General features: G+C 47.9%; 15 protein-coding genes and 1 pseudogene. 2 read left to right on the top strand and 14 right to left on the bottom strand.

What is annotated here, in order from left to right:
• Nucleotides 1-13: 13 nt before the first annotated feature.
• Complete coding sequence (locus P0X86_RS05720) at nt 14-865, bottom strand: P-loop NTPase family protein (RefSeq protein WP_277748040.1); 852 nt, start codon at nt 863-865, stop codon at nt 14-16.
• Nucleotides 866-1,011: 146 nt separating this feature from the next.
• Here P0X86_RS05720 and P0X86_RS05715 point away from each other — a divergent pair, with 146 nt between their 5' ends.
• Nucleotides 1,012-1,548, top strand: coding sequence for a hypothetical protein (locus tag P0X86_RS05715; protein WP_277748039.1), 537 nt, complete (start codon nt 1,012-1,014; stop codon nt 1,546-1,548).
• A 658-nt stretch (nt 1,549-2,206) separates the two neighbouring features.
• Here P0X86_RS05715 and P0X86_RS05710 read toward each other — a convergent pair.
• The 4 genes from P0X86_RS05710 to P0X86_RS05695 all read right to left on the bottom strand — a co-directional run bounded on the left by P0X86_RS05710 (nt 2,207) and on the right by P0X86_RS05695 (nt 5,707).
• Nucleotides 2,207-3,238 (bottom strand): Gfo/Idh/MocA family protein, encoded by a 1,032-nt coding sequence (locus P0X86_RS05710; protein ID WP_277748038.1) that lies wholly within the window; start codon nt 3,236-3,238, stop codon nt 2,207-2,209.
• 160 nt (nt 3,239-3,398) lie between these two features.
• Nucleotides 3,399-3,884, bottom strand: coding sequence for an RNA polymerase sigma factor (locus P0X86_RS05705; protein ID WP_277748037.1), 486 nt, complete (start codon nt 3,882-3,884; stop codon nt 3,399-3,401).
• 361 nt (nt 3,885-4,245) lie between these two features.
• Nucleotides 4,246-5,337: a M56 family metallopeptidase gene (locus P0X86_RS05700; protein WP_277748036.1), complete on the bottom strand. Its 1,092-nt coding sequence runs from the start codon at nt 5,335-5,337 to the stop codon at nt 4,246-4,248.
• Between the two features lies 1 nt (nt 5,338).
• Nucleotides 5,339-5,707, bottom strand: a complete 369-nt coding sequence (locus P0X86_RS05695; protein ID WP_277748035.1) for a BlaI/MecI/CopY family transcriptional regulator — start codon at nt 5,705-5,707, stop codon at nt 5,339-5,341.
• Between the two features lie 321 nt (nt 5,708-6,028).
• Between P0X86_RS05695 and P0X86_RS05690 the strand changes: the two genes are divergently transcribed.
• Nucleotides 6,029-6,697: a hypothetical protein gene (locus P0X86_RS05690; protein ID WP_277748034.1), complete on the top strand. Its 669-nt coding sequence runs from the start codon at nt 6,029-6,031 to the stop codon at nt 6,695-6,697.
• Between the two features lie 431 nt (nt 6,698-7,128).
• Here the strand turns inward: P0X86_RS05690 and P0X86_RS05685 are convergent.
• The 9 genes and pseudogenes from P0X86_RS05685 to P0X86_RS05645 form a co-directional block, all read right to left on the bottom strand.
• Nucleotides 7,129-7,794 (bottom strand): annotated as a pseudogene (locus tag P0X86_RS05685) (ABC transporter permease); the annotation flags it as partial.
• Nucleotides 7,794-8,498, bottom strand: a complete 705-nt coding sequence (locus tag P0X86_RS05680; protein WP_096775026.1) for an ABC transporter ATP-binding protein — start codon at nt 8,496-8,498, stop codon at nt 7,794-7,796. The gene P0X86_RS05680 and the pseudogene P0X86_RS05685, both read right to left, overlap by 1 nt.
• Nucleotides 8,499-8,768: 270 nt before the next feature.
• Nucleotides 8,769-9,947 (bottom strand): DUF4317 domain-containing protein, encoded by a 1,179-nt coding sequence (locus tag P0X86_RS05675; protein WP_192569651.1) that lies wholly within the window; start codon nt 9,945-9,947, stop codon nt 8,769-8,771.
• Nucleotides 9,948-10,110: 163 nt separating this feature from the next.
• Nucleotides 10,111-11,199 (bottom strand): IS200/IS605 family element RNA-guided endonuclease TnpB, encoded by a 1,089-nt coding sequence (tnpB, locus tag P0X86_RS05670; protein WP_277748033.1) that lies wholly within the window; start codon nt 11,197-11,199, stop codon nt 10,111-10,113.
• Nucleotides 11,200-11,518: 319 nt separating this feature from the next.
• Nucleotides 11,519-12,328 (bottom strand): AAA family ATPase, encoded by an 810-nt coding sequence (locus tag P0X86_RS05665; protein ID WP_277748032.1) that lies wholly within the window; start codon nt 12,326-12,328, stop codon nt 11,519-11,521.
• Between the two features lie 13 nt (nt 12,329-12,341).
• The gene (locus P0X86_RS05660) at nt 12,342-15,713 is read right to left on the bottom strand and encodes a HEAT repeat domain-containing protein (RefSeq protein WP_277748031.1); all 3,372 of its coding nucleotides are present in this window, start codon (nt 15,711-15,713) and stop codon (nt 12,342-12,344) included.
• A gap of 211 nt (nt 15,714-15,924) precedes the next feature.
• On the bottom strand, nt 15,925-17,085 hold the full coding sequence (locus P0X86_RS05655) for a cobalamin-independent methionine synthase II family protein (protein ID WP_277748030.1): 1,161 nt from the start codon (nt 17,083-17,085) through the stop codon (nt 15,925-15,927).
• A 208-nt stretch (nt 17,086-17,293) separates the two neighbouring features.
• A complete protein-coding gene (locus P0X86_RS05650) occupies nt 17,294-18,283 on the bottom strand; it encodes a tRNA dihydrouridine synthase (protein ID WP_213580299.1) in 990 nt (329 codons plus the stop codon).
• 141 nt (nt 18,284-18,424) lie between these two features.
• A complete protein-coding gene (locus P0X86_RS05645) occupies nt 18,425-19,129 on the bottom strand; it encodes a demethylmenaquinone methyltransferase (RefSeq protein ID WP_277748029.1) in 705 nt (234 codons plus the stop codon).
• Nucleotides 19,130-19,155: the final 26 nt, after the last annotated feature.

Raw genomic sequence — 19,155 nt, 5'->3', positions numbered from 1 at the left:
TCTATGAAAAATATTATGGGATGATCCCATGCCGCTTCAGCTTGTCCATTAGCATGGTTCTGTACGTCTCTTGGTCATAAAGGGAGTTATTGATTAACTCCTTGTTCAGTTCGAGCTTGTCCAAGATCCTGTGCTCCAACTCGCGCCGGGCTTCCAATACTTGCAGAGTCCCTTCGATGCCTTCCAGACCGTGATGTTTGCCGTACCCCTGTCCAGTGTAGTAATGGGCGAATCCTGTGGACCATGCTTCCGGGCGTTCCCGGATGGCCTTGCGGAATGCGTATTCCAGGTCGTTCTGCTCAATGTAGAACAGGAGGGGATTTAGCGGAAGGACCGCTTTTTCCAGCCCCAGCACGTAGTCCGTCACTTGATCTTCCGGCGCATCATGCTTCACCATGCCGACGGTCACCGGATTCTGAATGAAACAGCACTCAAAAATCGCGACGGTAGGCTCATGCAGCGCCTGATCCGCAAATGCCCCCCACCGATCGGTGATGAGCCACCGGTTGAGGTCCAGCGGGAGCTCGTAAATATCCTTCTTAGCCAACGAATGATATAGATCATCCGGAAAAGAAGCGCCATATTCGTTCTTCAGCTTCTGGTAGGGCAAGAGGTTCCAGCTGCCTTTTTGGACAGCCCGTTCGATCCATATTTCTTTAAAAGGGCTTGCGACTTCCAGCAACTGCCCGAATTCCTCTTCCGTCAGACACGCGGTTCCCTCATAATCCGCCGGGTGGTCTGTATCCCCCTCCATCACCAGCCGGGCCTCAATGTTGTGCTCGGAAAGAATATCATGCAGCATACGCGACGTCGTCGATTTGCCGAACCCCGGCAGGCCCTCAACCATGATTAATTTCGTCTTCATTTCAAATCCCCTTCAAATCTCAAAAAATGTGTGCAGCTTCATGTTATTCTGTGGGAACCTGTGAAAATCCTTTTCTCTATCTATTGATTAGGACCCAAATTAAGTTATGATAATGTTAATACTTATAGAGAGGTGTTCATACATAAATGAAGAAGACTTTAGCCCTTTTGTTGATGCTCGCTATCTTAATTCTCCCGTCACAGGCGTATGCCGCTCCACCCTCCATGAAAATGTCGATCTCCGAGGTTAATAAGATCTACTTTGAGGATTACAGCAAGAGGTTAAAGGAAGTTAAGTCTGCTATACAGACTTATAAAGCTCCTGTGTGCTCCGATGTAACCACCCTCACGAATCAATCCAAGCAGCTGACATCCAAGTACAACAACCTTAAGAAGTCCAAAGCCAGCAAAACGGAACTGAGTCAGATGAAGGCAACACTTGATAAGGCTAAGAAAAGTCTTAGTGAAGCAAAGAAAGTCTGCAATAAGGAAACAGCTGAAACGAAAAAAGAACTCAATGGACAAGTTAAAGAAATTTCTTTAGCCAAAACTTCCGGAGTCAAGCTGAACGTCGACTCTTATAATAAAGGAACAATCACCAGCTCAACGTTCGACAAAGAAATACGCAGTATCGTGAAGCTTGTAGACGATGTTTTCACATACATTCTAGAGGATCTTAAGTAGAGCAAGCGGCAGGGTATACCCTGCCGTTTTTTTATTGAACATGTTGAGCAAAACAAAAGACCGTAGACATTACCATCTACGGCCTTTCCCACATTCAACCTAACACTCTACTCCAAACTACTAAACTCATTCATACGGGCAAGTTTTACAAGATCAGACTTCGGCCATCCGATTTCTCTCGATTTCATTCTGCAATAATAACAAGAGCAATGAATCTTCCCCTTAGCAAACTCACCTGTAAACTTGGCATGCCAACCAAGCTGTTTAGCAAGCCTGCTCTTACGCTGGATCACTCTCCGTCGATGATGACGGTAATACGAACGAGTACGATTGCTGCCTTTGCTTTTCATTCCATCACGCCCCTTGGGAAAAGGCCCAGCCTGCAAAGGAGCCAAGAGGGTTATGTCATCCTCTACAGGCCGAGCGTGATGAAACTGCTAAGTTGCACGAACACCATGGATCACCTCAACGGGATGTAATTTAAACCTGCATACTCTTACCAACTCGCCATAATTTCCACATGCACCCTATGCGGAAACCTCGTCATGAACCTTGCTTCAAGATAGCGAAACCCACAAACTCGCTAGCCGCATTGAACAGCCTCACCAGAGAGATGCCTTCTAAGCTAGCGTCCTTGTTATGACAGAACATTCACCCATCAGGTCGTTACAATAAACCCTTCCGTTTGGTCCCCCATCAATTGAGGTCTTACATCCACAAACCCCTCGCTCGGCTTACGCAGGGCTTCCAAAACAACCTGCGCGTTATACCCGTCATGGAAATCATAGATGAGACCGGACTCTCCGTTTAGAATCTGAATGATTTGCTTCAGGATTGGCAGCGGACTGACGACATCATCTACAGATACAGGCTGCAGATCGGCATGCTTGCTGCTTCGGTACAGATTGCACCAGTTCTCCAATGCCAAGGTGCCTTCTTCACCGTGGACCACCAGGGAGACACGCTCCTCCCCTTCCCGTTGGTCGGTTCCCGACAGGCGAATCTCGATATCATTATGTAATCTGAGTACGGCCTGGACACGGCTTTCGGACTGATTCGAATCCGGTGGAAACTCGATCTCGCTCTTCACATGCGTAATCGGACCGAACACCTGCTGGATCAACTGGATCCAGTGAATGCCGACCTCCAGCAGGTATCCGCCCTGCTGCCTTGACGTAATCCATGGATTCTGCTGCCAGGCCCTCGGCCACTGCGGAAACTCCAGGTACAGATCCATGCTTTGGATCCGGCCGATCGCCTGCTGCTCAAGCAATCCCCTCAGCTTCAGAACAGCCGGGTCGAGCGGAAGCGAGAAATGAACCGCATGGAGCACATCGGCCTTCTCGGCCAGTTCCACCAGACTCCGGGCTTCGGTCAAGCTATTGGCCAGCGGCTTCTCGCAGAAAACGTGGACGCCTTTTTCAAATGCGATCCGGGCCACGTCATAATGCAGGGACGGCGGAACCGCGATATACACCAGGTCAAGCGTCACCTCATCCAGCAGCTGGCGATAGTCGGTGTACAGCCTTGGGCGAATCCCAGCTTCCGCAGCTTCACGATGCAAACTGGATTCATCACTGTCGCAAATGGCGACCAACTCGATCTTCTCCGTATATTGGGGCAGTAAGCGGTGAATCATATGCCGGCCCATATGCCCTAAGCCGATAACGGCCATTTTTTGTTTGTTCATTCTGTTCTCCTATTCCATTCGCGATTGAATTTTGCCATTGCATGCACGTCCCCTATTATAGATCAAGGTGCTGCAGCCCGTACACTTTGATATACGATACTGATCCGTTATTCCTTTGGATTCAAAGCACAGGGCACTTTCTTTCTATGCTGGTAGCTGTTTAAACCATTATTTTTAAAGCCTTTTTCAATTTCTTCTTCGCTCGTTGAACTCGTTTTTTACAAGCCTCTACAGAAATCCCAATTTCTTTAGCCGCCTCCAACATCGAGCACTTATCAAGAGCAATCTTCTTGATCAATTTATAGTCCTCACTATTGGTTAGGTCAGAGTACATAAAATCAATATCGAGTACATCACAATTCCCAGGGATTATATTTTCATCTAACTCCAAGGAATTTCCGTGGTACGCCCAACTGCGAACTTTGTTTTTAATAACATACTTTAGCGTATTTAACAGCCAACCTTTCGGATTGGGACTACATAAGAGTTTGTCGGCTTTAGCACACGCAATTCTAAATGTGTCCTGAACGGCTTCTTCAGCTAGTGAACGGTCGCTCAACATGTTTTGTGCATATGAAAACAATAAAAAATACATTTCCAAATATAATGCTTTAATAACACGTCGTTGGTCATCATTTAGAACCACCCTCTCACCACCTTCCCCGCATACCAATTCTCCAATTCAGGGATTATTTTATATAATTTCATAATATTTGGTATTTATAGTTTAATCGATAAGCGGATTAAAAGGGGCGATTTAACAATTTCTTCAAAATTCGAAAAAAGGGCTGAGGATATCAAGAAAGGCAGGATGAGAAATTAAGCGGTGGCGAAAGAGCAGGGAATTGACTCTGCTATAGTGGTGCGGGATAGTATAATCCTTCCACACAATATCCTGAAAAAATGAAAGCAACCTAAGTCCGAACGAAACTGGACTCAGGTTGCTGAAGATGGTTTTAAATGACGGTTTATTTTACGGTAGTCAGTTCAACAAAGTTGCCTTCTCTTTATTTATGACTTGAGTTTAAATTATTTGCGTAGCGGCGCAGCGATTCTTTGAGGCGGGTTACTTCGTTATCCATATGGCTATCGCTGTCATAAGACCAAGTAACAGTCTCAATAGCAATAGATGTTTGCGGGTCATCTGCATTAGCTTCATCGGTCAGCGCGGAGCCGGTCCATAGAATCCCCACCAGCGCCAAACAAAAGAGTAAAATGCCCGACTTCTTCCCTTTTTGGTCCATAATGAGAGATATCCGATTTTTCAAGTCTTTTTTTCCTCCATAAAAATTAGTTGATAATGCGGTTCGGAGCTTCGCCCCATTCCTGACAACGGCAATAATGGTTTCCCCATATTGCACTCGGCGTTGATGATCTGCATTCTGTAAAACCAATGCATCACAGGAAATTTCACATTGTTTCGCAGCCGCTTTTGCCATTAGATAGACCAACGGGTTAAACCAATGTAACGCGGTTGCCGTCAGAATCATGGCCTTATACCAAAGGTCGTGCCGTTTGTAATGAATCAACTCATGCCTTAGAATAAGTGACAATGCATCATCTGACAGTTTCATAGGCGGAAGTAAAATGACAGGTCTGAAAAAGCCAACGAGCATTGGGTTTGTAATACTCTCACACATGCTCAACCCTATAGGTTTGGTAATCCTCAGTTCCGATCTTACACGGTCCAAAATCCCCAAAACCTTCACATCGATAACAGGCTCACTCCATCGGCGTACCCTCTTTATGAAGCGACCATGCCTCAGAGCATGATACAATACGACGCTTACAACACCACATCCCCAAACTGCTGCAAGCACCCACAACAAGACTGTGGCCTGAGTGTTCCCCATATCGCTTACGTCCATGAACAGCTTTGATTGGACAACAGGATTTCCCGGGATGGACACATGGAAATTTAACTGATCGATCTGTGGACGAAAAGGGATTATCCAGCCTGCCGCAATCAGGAGCCACATCCCATACATCCACTTTGCGGCATATCGTTTTGATAAAAGAGGCTGTATTGCCGCATATACAAGCGTTATCAACGTCATCGAAACAGAGCATTGAATCAGGGTTACTAACAATCCCTGCATATCACTCCCTCTTTTCTTTCAGCCACTTTTCCAGTTGGTCTAGGTCGCTGTCCTTTACTTTATTACCGGAATACAGCGTAGCAACCAGGCTGAAGAAGGAGTTCGAATGAAAACGCTCCATAAAGTCACCTGTTTCAAATTTCAGGTAGTCCTCCTTGGTGATAAGTGGAAAATACATGCGCTCTCTTCCTTTTTTCTCAGTTCGAATGAAACCTCGTTCCATCAGCCGTAACATTAGGGAAATGACCGTCTGCGCTTTCCATCCCCTTTCGTTTCCAAGCTGTTGCATAATAATATGGGTCGTTACAGGCGGATCATTAGCCCAAACCACTTTCATAATGTCAAACTCCGCATCAGGCAGCTTTTTCATTGTTTTATGAATCAACTCCTTTAAGACAATTGTCTACCTAATATTCTACATTTGTCTTATATGCATGTCAAACCTAAACAAACCAGATAAAATCTGGATCACCAAAAAAATGCTCTTGAATAAATGAAGAAACTTGTCCCCAGACCGATACCGTAGAACATATATGTAATGAAAGCCCCAACAATGTAACACTTCATGAACTGGAGGTGATTCCGTTGGATAATTAACGTACATCTTCACGTGGACAGCATGATACTTCACTTGATAATACAACACTTTTTGAAACCCAAATTTTCAGTTTTAGAATGGAGGTTATCCGCAATGAAAAAAAACGCTCTCTTATTTTTTTCGGTACTGACTCTTCTCCTTCTCCTCACTCCAAGCCTTGCTCTGGCGAATGATCGACAGGACCACTTAGCTTCCATGTCACAAGAAGAACTCGCGTATCAGAACCTTGACGTGGCGCCTGAGGAATGGAAGGACGAAATTTTGGAGGCAAGGAATTCTATCATTTACAGCACTTCTTGGACCGTTGATGGCCAGGTTGCGTATGAGCTGCCGGATGGAACCATTGAAGAACTTCCTGAATTTTCGGACCTGTTCCCGGACTGGGACGTGCCTAGATTGAAAGAGGACGTGCGCAAACAACAGTTAGCTAATCTTAAGGCTTATGATTTTCAGATCCTTGCCGCGAATTATGTAGGGTTTGTCTACCTATTTGAGCCATCCGATTCTTCAGCGACACTGCCGTTCTACACCTTTTATAGCAGCGCCAAAAGAGTTACAATGACAGCCGACTCTTTACCAGGGACAAGCTATAATGGTGGGTTCACAAACATTGACACTGGTGCGGACCTGGGTTATGTAAATAACGTTAGACAAGGTGGTAAAATATATCTTACTAACCCGGTTCGTAACACGGCCTATGGGGCTCGTGCGAGTACGTACAGTACAACCGGATATGCGCAAATGAGTGTAGTTGATGGTTAATTCCTCATAAGTTCTCTTTGCTGTTAGACATGCGACTACACCCCAAGTAGTTATATCTACTAAAGCGATGATTATTAGGGATGTCAACGCATCGCCGCTAGATTTATAAAAGCGCCACGTCTCATGAAAAAGGCGTGGCGCTTTCTTATGTCATGGTGTCACTCGCAATACCCTCATTTTATATCTAACAACCGATATTTTAGCGGCCTGGAGTACTCGGTGCTTGCGGGCATCCATTTCACTCCACACCCTTCAACGACTCGATCATATGAATCCGCGTCACTTTCTTCCGCAGCATGAGGTTGGAGAGGAGGGTCAGGATGAACGCCAGCACAACCGATGCCAGCATAATCACAAGGTTTAATTGATCCGGAATTTGCTGGTGCGTACTCGAAAGCGCCTGGATGATGATGGAATAGACATAACCGCTGTTCAATGGCCTGGCCTAACTGGTCCATGTCGTAACCGTCCTTGGCATCAATCAGGATCTCATTGTAGAACATGCCGCCAGCGATTTCAGGAATGGTCTCTTCGGGGATATAAGCGATTCCATAAGCTTGGTGGTCCTGGGTTTCGTTCTTCTTGGCATGCTCGACATTCTCATTCAAGCCGCTGATCGTGAACGTCATGTCCTTGTCATTCACACGGAGGAGGATGGAATTACCAACACGGTAATGATGCGCTTCGGCATAGTGGGAGTCCAACAGGATCTCATTCGGCCCTGCTGGCATCCTGCCCTCCATCATCCTGGACGTGTTGATTGTATTAGGTACGGGGATCGAATGCACCGTTAATGAAGCCTTATCATCCTCAAAAGCCTGTTCGGCCTGGACGGTATAACGCCCTTCGATATGTTGAATGCCATCAATGCTTCGTAAATCCGCCACATCCTCTGCGGAAATTTGACTGTAATAGACGTTCAAGTCGCTTAGATTATGTTCTTGAAAATACCCCTTCGTATAGCCGCTAAGATTGTCGCTCAAGGTGACCAGCCCCGTGTAGAAAAAAGCTCCCACCGCGATGACCAAAACTATGGCTATGAATTGTCCCACCGACTGTTTCATGTCCCTTAATAATTTTAACGCTAAAATCTTCATCACCACTCGATCCCTTCAACGCTTTGTTTGTGCTCATTGATCGTGATGCTCTCGATCTTCCCGCTCTTGACGCGGATCACTTTATCCGCCATCGGCGCGATGGCCGAGTTATGGGTGACCAGCACGACGCATGTCTTCGTTTCCTGGTTCAAATCTTGAAGAAGCTTTAAGACCGACTTTCCTGTCACATAATCCAGAGCACCGGTGGGTTCGTCGCAGAGGAGAAGCGCGGGATTCTTGGCAACCGCTCTTGCGATCGCAACTCTTTGCTGTTCGCCGCCAGAGAGCTGGGAAGGGAAGTTCTTCAAACGATCCGTTAGTCCAACCTTATGTAAAATATCTCGTGCATCCAGATGGTCCTTACATACCTCTGTCGCAAATTCCACGTTCTCCAGCGCATTCAAATTCGGAATCAGGTTATAGAATTGAAATACGAAGCCAACCTGCTCGCCGCGGTATTCGGTTAATCTCTTCTCGCTCCATCCCGTAATCTCTTGGTCTCCAACAAACACTTGTCCCGAGGTTGCCGTATCCATCCCGCCGAGAATGTTCAAAATCGTGCTTTTCCCTGCCCCGCTAGCCCCTAGGATCACGACGAATTCCCCCTCTAATATGGAGAAGTCAACTCCCGCAAGAGCTTGAATCGTCACTTCGCCGATTGGATAGGCCTTGGTTACCTTTTTGAATTCGATTAACGTTGTCACTTCGTACATCTCCCCGTATTGGATTTTCAGTTGGCCTTGATGCGTTTAATCTCATCATTACACCTTACAGTACAAGAGACACCCGACACGCGATGTATTCCATCATCAGCCTCAGGAAGGATTTCGCTTTAGCGACTGCAAAGGGAATGCGATGACTGACTCCGGACGCAATTTTCCAAAAGGAAGAAAAACAAAAAGACCGCCATCCAACTGTGGGATAGCGGTCTGTTCCTGCGTACGATACCTGATCTTGTCTAAAATGGAACTGATTTAACTTAAAAGCGTTTCTGAAGCCAGCGTAAATCCTTCAATCGCGACATCTTCGTCGACTTCAATCATGATGTTGCGTTTACCTTGGAAATTCACCTGTTTGACATACCTTAAATCCTGCGGGCTCACCGAAATCGTAGCTACCTTGGTTTCGATCTTGATGGATTTGGTAGTATACTTCGGCATGACGCTGGTTGCTTTCATCTCATAGTTCTTGTTGTCCACGATGGTTTCGAATGCCCGCTCCACCTTCTCGGTCGTCACGTCCTCTACGCCGCTTGCGTTCAGTACGCGCTCCAGATCTTTATAATCCAGCTTCGGAGGTTCTTCCTCCTTCGTCTCTTCGTTCATTTCGATCACCCGGTTGATTTCCTCGTACACCTGGGCAATGGTGGCTGAATCGAGCTGTTCGCCGGCCACTTCCTTTACGATATCCTCGAAGATCGCCCGCTCTTCAAGTGCCGTCACGGATCGTTCTCCGTTCAAGACCTGCTCGACAAAATGCGGATCCGGAAAATTCGATTTTCCCGTACAATACAAAATACGATTCACATCGGAATAATTGTCCGTCACGCTAGGGTACAGGAATCCTTGCTCAGGCGCGCTTAACTTGATAATCGGATCCACGATGACATTGTACTTAAACTCCCGCTCCACATAATCGAACAAGAGCGTTTTCCGTTGTTTCTCCGTAGAATTCACGCTGCATAGAATGAACGGATGGGCGAACACCTCGTTCTTCTCGCTCTCTTCCGCTTCATCGTTTCTCGCCTTGGTCGGCAAATAATACTGTCCCCGAACGAACGTGACCACCATATCCCGCTCATATTGGGCATCCTTCAGCATTCGATCCACCAGCATCAGCATCAAGTCCTGCCATTCTTCCGGATCACCCGACACGAGCGCTTGGTGAAGCATGACCTGCGCCGGTTCCTCCGCTGCTTCCTGGAACCTCAATTCGAACAATTTTTGATCCAGCTCGCCGGTCAGCAGTTTTTTGAAATTTCCCATGTATAACTCTTGCTTCTCCCGGTCCACCAGCTCGAACGGCAGGCGCTCCCAGTGATAGATTTCATTCGTTTCCTTCGTAATATAGACATTGAGAATATCGTAAATATTCATTAAATCGTGATCCAGCTTAAATTGCTTGCGTATATTGGCGACTTCTTTTTTGTTCATATCCGATTCGGCAGCTCCTTCAATATAATCTGGCTTAATTAGTTTGAACACTCCCACCGCTTAGCCTTGCTTGAAGTGGGGGATTCTTGGGTAATCGAACCTCTTGGTTCGAAGTGGACCAAGCTATCCCTGTGGTTCCCACAGTTCTCAACGATATTACGATCTATATGGCAACATCCTTAATGTTTTGGGCTGCATTTACATCCCGATCATGGAGGGTCTTGCAGGATGGGCACTCCCATTGCCGTACCGAAAGATCTTTAACCTCACGATGTAGCGCTCCACATACATGACAGGTTTGACTTGTCGGAGCAAACGTATCCGCAATCTTGAGGGTGCGCCCGTACCATTCCGCTTTATATGTGAGTTGCCTTCTGAACTCGCTCCAGGACGCATCGGCGATAGATTTGGCCAGCTTGTGATTCATGAGCATGTTTGACACCTTTAAGTCCTCGATGCTGATCGTTTGGTTTTCACGAATCAGCTTTGTGGACAGCTTATGCAAAAAGTCATGGCGGATATTCGTAATTCTCTCATGAATCAGGGCGATCTTCAGTTTAGCTTTTTGCCAATTGGAACCGCCTTTCCTACGCCGGGCCAACCTCCGCTGCCAGCATACCAACTTTTTTTCATATTGGCTCAAGGCTTTCGGATGAGAAACCCTCATACCATCGGAGGTTACCGCAAACGTTTTAAGTCCGAGATCGATCCCTACCGATTTATCGTTATCCCACAAGGGCTCCATCTCAACTTCACAGACGAGCGAAGCAAAATACTTACCCGCTGCATTTCGCCGCACCGTAGCCGAGAGAATGCGTCCTTCACACTGGCGAGAGTTTGCAAACCGTAGCCACCCCAGCTTGGGGAGTTTCAGCTTACTTCCATTCACAACGATATTTCCATTGGTGTATCGGGTCGTGTAGCTTTGCACCGGATGTTTACGGTTTTTGAAACGTGGAGCTTGCGTCTGCTTCTTGAAAAAACGATCAAAGCTATCAGCTACATGCCGAACAGCCGATTGTAGGGCAATACTATCCGTTTTTTTCAACCAAGGATGTTCTTGCTTTAGATCTGGAAGCTGTGTGGCACAAGCATTGTATGACAAGCCCTTGCCCGTGGCGGCAAACGTATCTTTCCATTGTCCCAGAAAATAGTTGAACACAAAACGGCAACATCCAAACATCTGATGGATCAACTGCTGCTGTTTACGATTAGGGTAGATCCGATACTTGTACGATTTATGGAAGAGCATGCCATACACCTCCGTTTCTTTCAATTATTTTAGCACATATGTTCGGTTCTGAATACAAAAAGATAGCGATTCATCTCCCACCTAAAACTGACGCTTTTGAGGAGGGAGTCTTCTCGCCTTCAACGATAAATTATTGGAACGCAAATTGGTAAGTGATCTTGGCTTGCATTGTCCGTGCCTAGAGTCCATATCCCTGTGGCCCTGATCTTTTATTGTGGCATATTTAAATACCTGAGTCGAGGAGGTTCCTAGTGAGAGCCCCATACCAAAAAGAGATATCCTTACTCGAAGGATACCTCTTCCGGAAACTCAAACCTATTCATTCAAACAATCTTTGATGTTTATGGAAAAATCGATAAAAGAATTGTACATGGTCCAGCTCAAACCATTCGGCCGTTTGCAACATCTTGGCATCGAGATTGTAGATCTTCGCATGAAGCGTACCCAGGACAAAAGGAGAATGCGTAGCAATAATAAACTGACTGTCGAAATAACGCGCCAAATCGTTCATTTGCTCGGCCAGCTTGATTTGATTCGGAGGAGAAAGCGACGTTTCCGGTTCATCCAATAAATACAGTTTCCCGGGAAGCAAATATTCCTCAAAAAACTGCATCGAGCTTTCCCCGTTCGAATACTTCTCCTGAGCGAATTGAATAATGCCCATCTTCTTCTTGAATTCATACGACTGCTCCAGCTCTTCTACCTCGGCCTTGCTTTTTCCCTGAACGAGCTGCTCATGCAGCAGCCCTTCGCGAAGCACGCTTTCCTGCTGTATTTTCTTGATTTCATACAACAGATCCTCTGACTTGATGTACCGGCTCCCGTCGGGAAGCTTATATAGGGGACGCTCCTGTTCATCATGCCCGAGCTGATAGCTGCTTTCCTCGATAAACCGCTGCGCGTACGCGTTATGACCATAACTTGTCATTCGCTCAGCGCCCGCAATACCCAATTTGTTGGCGATCAGATTCAGCAAGGTGGATTTGCCGGAGCCATTACTGCCGTATAATACCGTGATTCGATCAAACAGCAGAACCTCCCCTGCCATGTGCCTGAACACATGATCGGGATAAATATTCGGGTTGCTCGAAATGGTAGAAGAGAGTTTGAAATTACTTAAATATAGCATCGCCTCGCTCCCCTCATTCCAGCACGGTCCAAATATCCAGTGCCGCCAGACGGATTACCTCATGTTCATGCTTCCGGTATGCTCTCAAACGGTCGGTACAAGCCTGGTTCCACAATAAGGCTGTCCCCGCAACCTTCAGCAAAGAAAGACCGAGATATTGGGCCGCAAACGACTGCTGATCTCTCAAATAATCCACCAGCTCCAGCATCGCCTCCGGGCTCCAATACGCCTTGCTGGCATTGGCTGCCTGAGCGATCTGTCTGTAAACGTAATCCAGCAGATGTGGTTGAGTGTCCACCATTTGAATTACAGGGTCCACATGCAGGGCCGCCTGATCCGCCTGGCTCCATTCAACCATCGCCAAATATAACTTGATCACGGCGGGTTTCATGGTTTCTTTGGACTTAAGAGCATCGATCATGCCCGTATATAAAGGAACGAGCATCCGCCTTGCATGGTGAGGCAACGAGGTCAGCTTGTCAATCAATGCCACCAGACGCTGCCGCTCTGGGAGGTCCCTCTCCGGTGCAGCATTCCACTCGGCTTTCGTCTCCGTGTCCGCCAAATGTGTGCAAACATCAATGACCTGCTCATTCACCTTCCCGTCACGGCAAGCCACAATGAGGGTATCCATCGCCGCCTTCCATCTGGCGTTATCCTCCAAATCAAGAATTGCTCGGCTGGCGGAAGCCGCTACCTTCTCCTCACTTCCATTCACCCAACGGCTCATGGCTTGGAAAGCCTCTCTTGCCACAACGGGATCGGCATGCCCTGCAATCTCGATAATCAATTGCAAATACCTTGGCCGAGCCTCCACCGGAAGTCCGCCAGCATACTGGTTAAGCAGGCTTCTTGCGATATCGCGCTGCGATGAAGCAGCCATGGCACGCATCAGGGTCCAACTGCGTTCGTCATCGAGCCATTGTCTGGCAGCGTGTCCTATGGCGATCATCACGTCTTTGTGTACATTCGGTTTCTCGAATTCACGGATGAGCAGCGCCATGCCCTCACTGCTTTTATAAGCCCCCAGCAGCCGGATGGCCTCTTTTCTGACCGTGATTTTCAATTTCTCCCGGTTCAGCAGGTCCGACAGCATGGACGTTAACAAATCCGGGCTCACCCTGCGCATGCATCTGGGGATCGAGTACATGGCGACCCGAGCACGGTCTCCATCCAGGTTATCCAGCAATACAGGAAGTGCCTTCTCCGGCTCTTCCCATAACGAATAGGCGTAGAGTGCCGCCTCAACAACATGCACTTCCTGAACCTGCAGCAGGATCTTCAGTTGATCGGAGAGATAATCCGGCATGACGGCCAAGCTTCGAATCGCCGCCGCACGTTCATGGAAGCTTCGTTTGGCATCCAATGCCACCCGTTCCAGAAGGGAAGCTAATGCCTTTTGCTGGCGCGGCAGCCACCGGTGAAACCCGTTATGGGCGGGCACAACATAAATCGTTTTTCCCGATAAATGCTTGCCATCGATGATTGTCCCCGAGATGAACGGGTCTAACCACTCCTGACGCTTCAGATGCAGATGCATGAATACGTCGTGGAATGAGATGAAGGATGGGTCTCTGTCCAGCAGTTCCCTAACCCTCGCATCCCGGGTTCTATACGGTGCCAGCCAATAATGGACTGCCTGCGGCGATACCGTCTTAGCCTGCAGCAGTTCCTCCAGCAGAAGCTGAAGCTTCGGCAGTCGATCCACGGCTTTTCCGAATAGATCAGCCATTCGCAGGACCACATTGACGTTTTCGCGTTTGTTCGCTTCTACGCCAAAAGCATAAATTTCATCGAACAACGCTTCCAGTGCGGAACTTGGTATGCTATCCCAATCCATCGAGAAGAGCGCAAACTGACCGTCCCGCATCGTCAATCTTCCAAACGTTCGCAAAGCGAACTTGAACAGCTCGCCCTTCGGCTCCCATGCATGTTCACGCAGTATAGCAAAAGCCAGCTTCTCCGTGGCGGACCTTGTCCCGTACGAAGTGTCCCTGGCTTCCACCACGCTATCCACCAGCACCGTCAGATCGTTCACATGCTCTTCCTTAAACATGGGAGCAGGACAGTTCGAGAGCTCAACCATCACTTGCCAGCGCACCGGATCCTGGTCGTTCTTGATTCGAGTCAGGAAGCGCAGCGTCTCATCCATTCCGCTTCGGGATAGAGCCGTACTCCGAACAAGGTGGGCATAGGCCGCAGCACGTTCATCGCTATTAGACACTTGGACGGCTTGCTCCAGCTTCTCCCTGGCGTTACCAATGAAACGGCGCGCCGTCGTTCTGAGCATGTCATCCCGATGGTCACGAATGTCGCGCAGCTCCAGCATGCGGGCAGCTTCCTTGTCGCGCAGCCGGTGCGGCAGTACATCTAGCAGCGGCATCGGGAAAATGCGCGTCTTCCGCTCGTCTTCCTTATAAGCGGCATCAAACATCGCTTCGCGATAAGACGGCGCAAGGGTATCCAGCACCTTGGCCAGATGCTCGGGCTGATCTGCGAGCAAGGTCGTCAGCGTGGTCCACTGCGCTGTGGTGAACCATTTTCTCTTCTTCAACACGCCTTCCGGAACGCCGTGATTCAGAAGATATTCCCGTGTCTCCTCGCGTGTCAGCAGCTCGAATACGCCCTCAGGGCTGGCCTGAATCAGAATGCCCAATTGCTGCTTGAGTACAGGATGAATCATATCCGTCGGCCCAAGCGTAATCGCACATTCCAACACGATTGCCGGTCTTGTAACACTGAGTACTTCAATCGCCGATGAGAGCGTCCACCATACAGTGACCTTTTCCCGATGCGTTGCGTTCTGCAAAGCATTCTTGACATACGCTGCAACCAGATCGGGATAGTGCCTCGTTAGGAGCCGCCAATTGCGTAACGCATATCCCAGCTCCGGAAGCCTGCTGCGAACCGTCTCTTCGCTGCACACGGCTAATAATAAAGAAGCTTCTTGTGCCCCCCACCGGTCAAGCACGAGCGGCAGCAGCCGTTCCGCCCAATCCTGACGATATGTACTCACGATGCTCCGCAGCAATTGTCGACGGCAATGATGCGACATCAGAACGATTTCGGATTCAACCGAAAAGCCCGGATCTGTCACCACTTCTGGCAGTAATCCAGCCGCCCGGCCTCTGACGCCTGCCTTAGCATGCTTCAGGGCTAACAAAACCGCACGAGCATCATGCACGACGTCGGCACCGGTCAAAGCCAGATGCGCCTCATAGGCGGTGCCGCTTTCGAGCAAGGATACGAGCAGCGCGGAATAATCCGCATCTCCTTTATGCTGGCGCCCCAGAAGCGCCATCCGCTTCATCCTGTCCGAGTAACCCAGCGAATCCAGCTCCATGAGCAATTGCTCTTTGTTCATCAGATCATGATTATATGTCAATATTTCCTCTCCCCTCATGTTCTAAATAACCGATCAAAATTTCTGCGTAACCGATTTGCACAGGCTCTCCTGGAAGTATATAACTTCTTGATAAGCTTAGGCTACTACTTTGAACGGCGGAAAAGGCTGCATACAAAAAGAGATGACTCTCGGGGTCAATTAGCGGCCCTTTGAGTCATCCCTTTTAGCTCATAATGATGTTTATCCGAATTTAGTTATTCCAGTATTGCTTGGCAATCCGTTGACCTTGATCGATTTTGGCCCATTGCTCGGCTTCGCTTAGCTCGTTCCCGCCATCGCAGGATGCAAAGCCGCATTGATGCGAGAGCAGCAGACGATCCTTATCAATGATTTTGGATGCTTCGTCCAGCAGACGGATGACGCGTGCTTCATCATCCAGCGTATTGGTTTTGGAAGACAGCAGGCCCAGAACAATCTCCGTCTTCGGTCTGTCCTTGAAAACCTCCAGTGCTTCAATCGAACCTGCACGATCATCATCCCATTCCAGGAAGAAGCGATCATATTTCAATTGCTTCAGGAACAGGTTGGCGATTTTCGTATAAGATCCGCCGCCCATGTTGCGGGAATCATAGTTCCCGCGGCAGTTGTGTGTCCACATTTTCAAGCCGAGGCTATGACCGAAGTCAATCACGGTATTGTTAATCTCAATAAACTCGGTGGCGAGACCCTGAACTTCCGCTTGATTAATATGCTCCCCTGTAAACGGAGAGTTCGGGTTGTCGTCTGCAAACAGCTCCCACAGGCAGTCGTCAAATTGTAGAATCTTACCGCCAGCCGCAGCGAATTCCGCCACGAATTCCTTATACGCGCTCACAAGGCCCGCTTTGAGCTCCTGTTTGTTCTGATAAACCGCATCCGTGCCGCCAATGTTATCCGACCAGGAAAGTTCACCGTAGATATGGGAAGGAGACGGTACGCAAAGCTTCGTTGGTTGATCGCCAGCCGTTTCTTGCAGCTGTTTGAACAACTTAATGAAGTGATGATTCTTTCCGCTCAGTTTGCCTGTAATGCGCAGGCCGATATCTTTGCGCGTTTCATATTTCGAGGTTCCGTCCACATCCCGGAAAAAGTAGCCATGGTCCGCGATATAACGCTGGGCTCCGTCAAAGCCCCATACAAAATCCAGATGCCACATCGATTTGGAGAATTCGCCGTCCGTAACAACCGACAGGTTATGCTCGATTTCCTTTTTCACGACCTGTTTGATCGCCTCGGTCTCGCACTCGGCATACCCTTCGAAGCTATCATAGAACGGATATTGGATATCATCACGATGTTCAATTTGCGTTTTATATTTCAGCAGCTCTTCGGGCCGCAACAAACTTCCTACGATCTGGAACTTATCAGTCATGTACATAACCCCCTCGTTGTATAGCGATATCATATCACGACGAGCAGAGTTATAAGGCATACCAAAATCTCATAACTAGTTATAGCTAAAAGCTATAGCAAGCATGACGGCTGAGATTGTCCAAAAGAAAAAACACAGCCAAGTCGGCCATGTTTTCCAAAAGTGTTATTTGTTCTCCTGAAGCGCTGGTGTTCTCCAGCCTGTCCATTTAATTTCCTCGTTCATCTGCCTCATCAGAATGCTTGCTTCCAAACTCATCGAGCAGCGCACGAACTTCACTTGTTGACTTTGCGTTCATTAAGTGATTTCGGAGTTCGCTTGCCCCTCGGAATCCGCGGACATAAATTTTGAAGAAGCGGACAAGTGCGCTGAAGGAGCGCCGCATCTGTGCCGAATATTGATCATGGAGATCCAGATGCAGCCGCAGCAGACCAAGCAATTCCTCACTGCTATGATCCTTCGGCTCCTTCTCGAAAGCGAATGGATTATGGAAAATCCCGCGCCCGATCATGATGCCATCCACACCGTATTGTTCAGCGAGCTTCAGGCCGGTCTGACGGTCAGGAATATCCCCGTTAATGGTCAGCAGTGTATCGGGCGCCACCTCATCACGAAGTCTCTTAATCTCCGGAATCAGTTCCCAATGCGCATCGACCTTGCTCATTTCCTCTCTTGTCCGAAGATGAATCGACAGGTTCACAATGTCTTGCTTCAAAATATGGGTCAACCAGTCGCGCCATTCGTCTACGGCAGTGAAACCGAGCCTTGTTTTTACACTGACGGGCAATCCCCCGGCTTTGGCGGCCTGTATAATGTCCGCTGCGATGTCGGGACGGCAGATCAGCCCGCTTCCCTTCCCATTCTCGGCTACATTCGCTACAGGACATCCCATATTAATATCGATGCCTTTAAACCCTTCTTTCGCCATGCCGATACTCATCTGACGAAAGTATTCCGGCTTATCTCCCCAGATATGGGCTACCATCGGCTGTTCATCCTCCGTAAAAGTCAAACGTCCGCGCACACTGTGGTTCCCATCCGGGTGACAATAGCTCTCGGTATTCGCAAACTCCGTAAAAAACACATCCGGTCTGGCTGCTTCACTTACGACATGGCGAAACACAACATCCGTCACATCTTCCATGGGCGCCAGTATAAAGAAAGGCCGTGGTAAATCACGCCAAAAATTGTCTTTCATATTAAAACTCCTCTATACATACCAGGAATAATCTTTATCCCGAAATAGTAAATACAACCTGTTCAGGTCCTTGCTTTTTCTTCACTTATAGCATGTTTAAGCAGCGTAAATCAAACGGCAGTATATGTTAATCGCAGAACCTTATTTTATCGCCATATGCATTGCCGCGACACCGCCGCTATAGCTTTTTACATCCACCTTGGAAAATCCCGCTTCCAAAAACATTTGTTTCAGCACATTTTTATTGGGGAAATGACGGGCCGATTCTTGTAACCATGAGTATTCCTCATAACTTTTGGCAATAAACTTTCCAAGCAAGGGCATGATATAGCGAACATAAAAGAGGGAAGCTTGTCGATAACCGATTAATGTGGGTTGGGATGTTTCTAAACAAACGGCTTGTCCGCCCGGTTTCGTTACTCGATACATCTCCCGCAGCACGGTTGAATAATCGGGTACATTTCTTAAACCAAAACCAATGGTTACATAATCAAATGAATCATCTTCAAAAGGAAGCTCCATGGCATTTCCCTGAATAAGGGTAAGCTGCTTTAAAGCTTGTTGCTCCTGCTTATCTTGTGCTATTTTCAGCATGTTTTGGCTAAAATCCAATCCAATGACTTCTCCATGCGTTCCAACAGCATTTGCTAAAGCAATCGCCCAATCTCCGGTTCCCGTGCACACATCAAGAGCTTTACTACCTTCTTTCACATTCATCCGTATCATAACATCATGGCGCCATGCGATATGTCTCCTAAAAGTGATCACCGAGTTCATCGAATCGTATTGATCCGATATCTTTTCGAATACCTGATGAACTCTTTCCGACTTTGTTTGTTCAGACATGATATTCCCTCTCTTCCACAAGTGCA

It is taken from the genome of Paenibacillus sp. BR1-192 (assembly GCF_029542445.1).
In the GTDB taxonomy this organism is placed as follows: Bacteria; Bacillota; Bacilli; order Paenibacillales; family Paenibacillaceae; genus Paenibacillus_AQ; species Paenibacillus_AQ lautus_A.
This window is presented reverse-complemented; position numbering and strand designations above follow the sequence as displayed.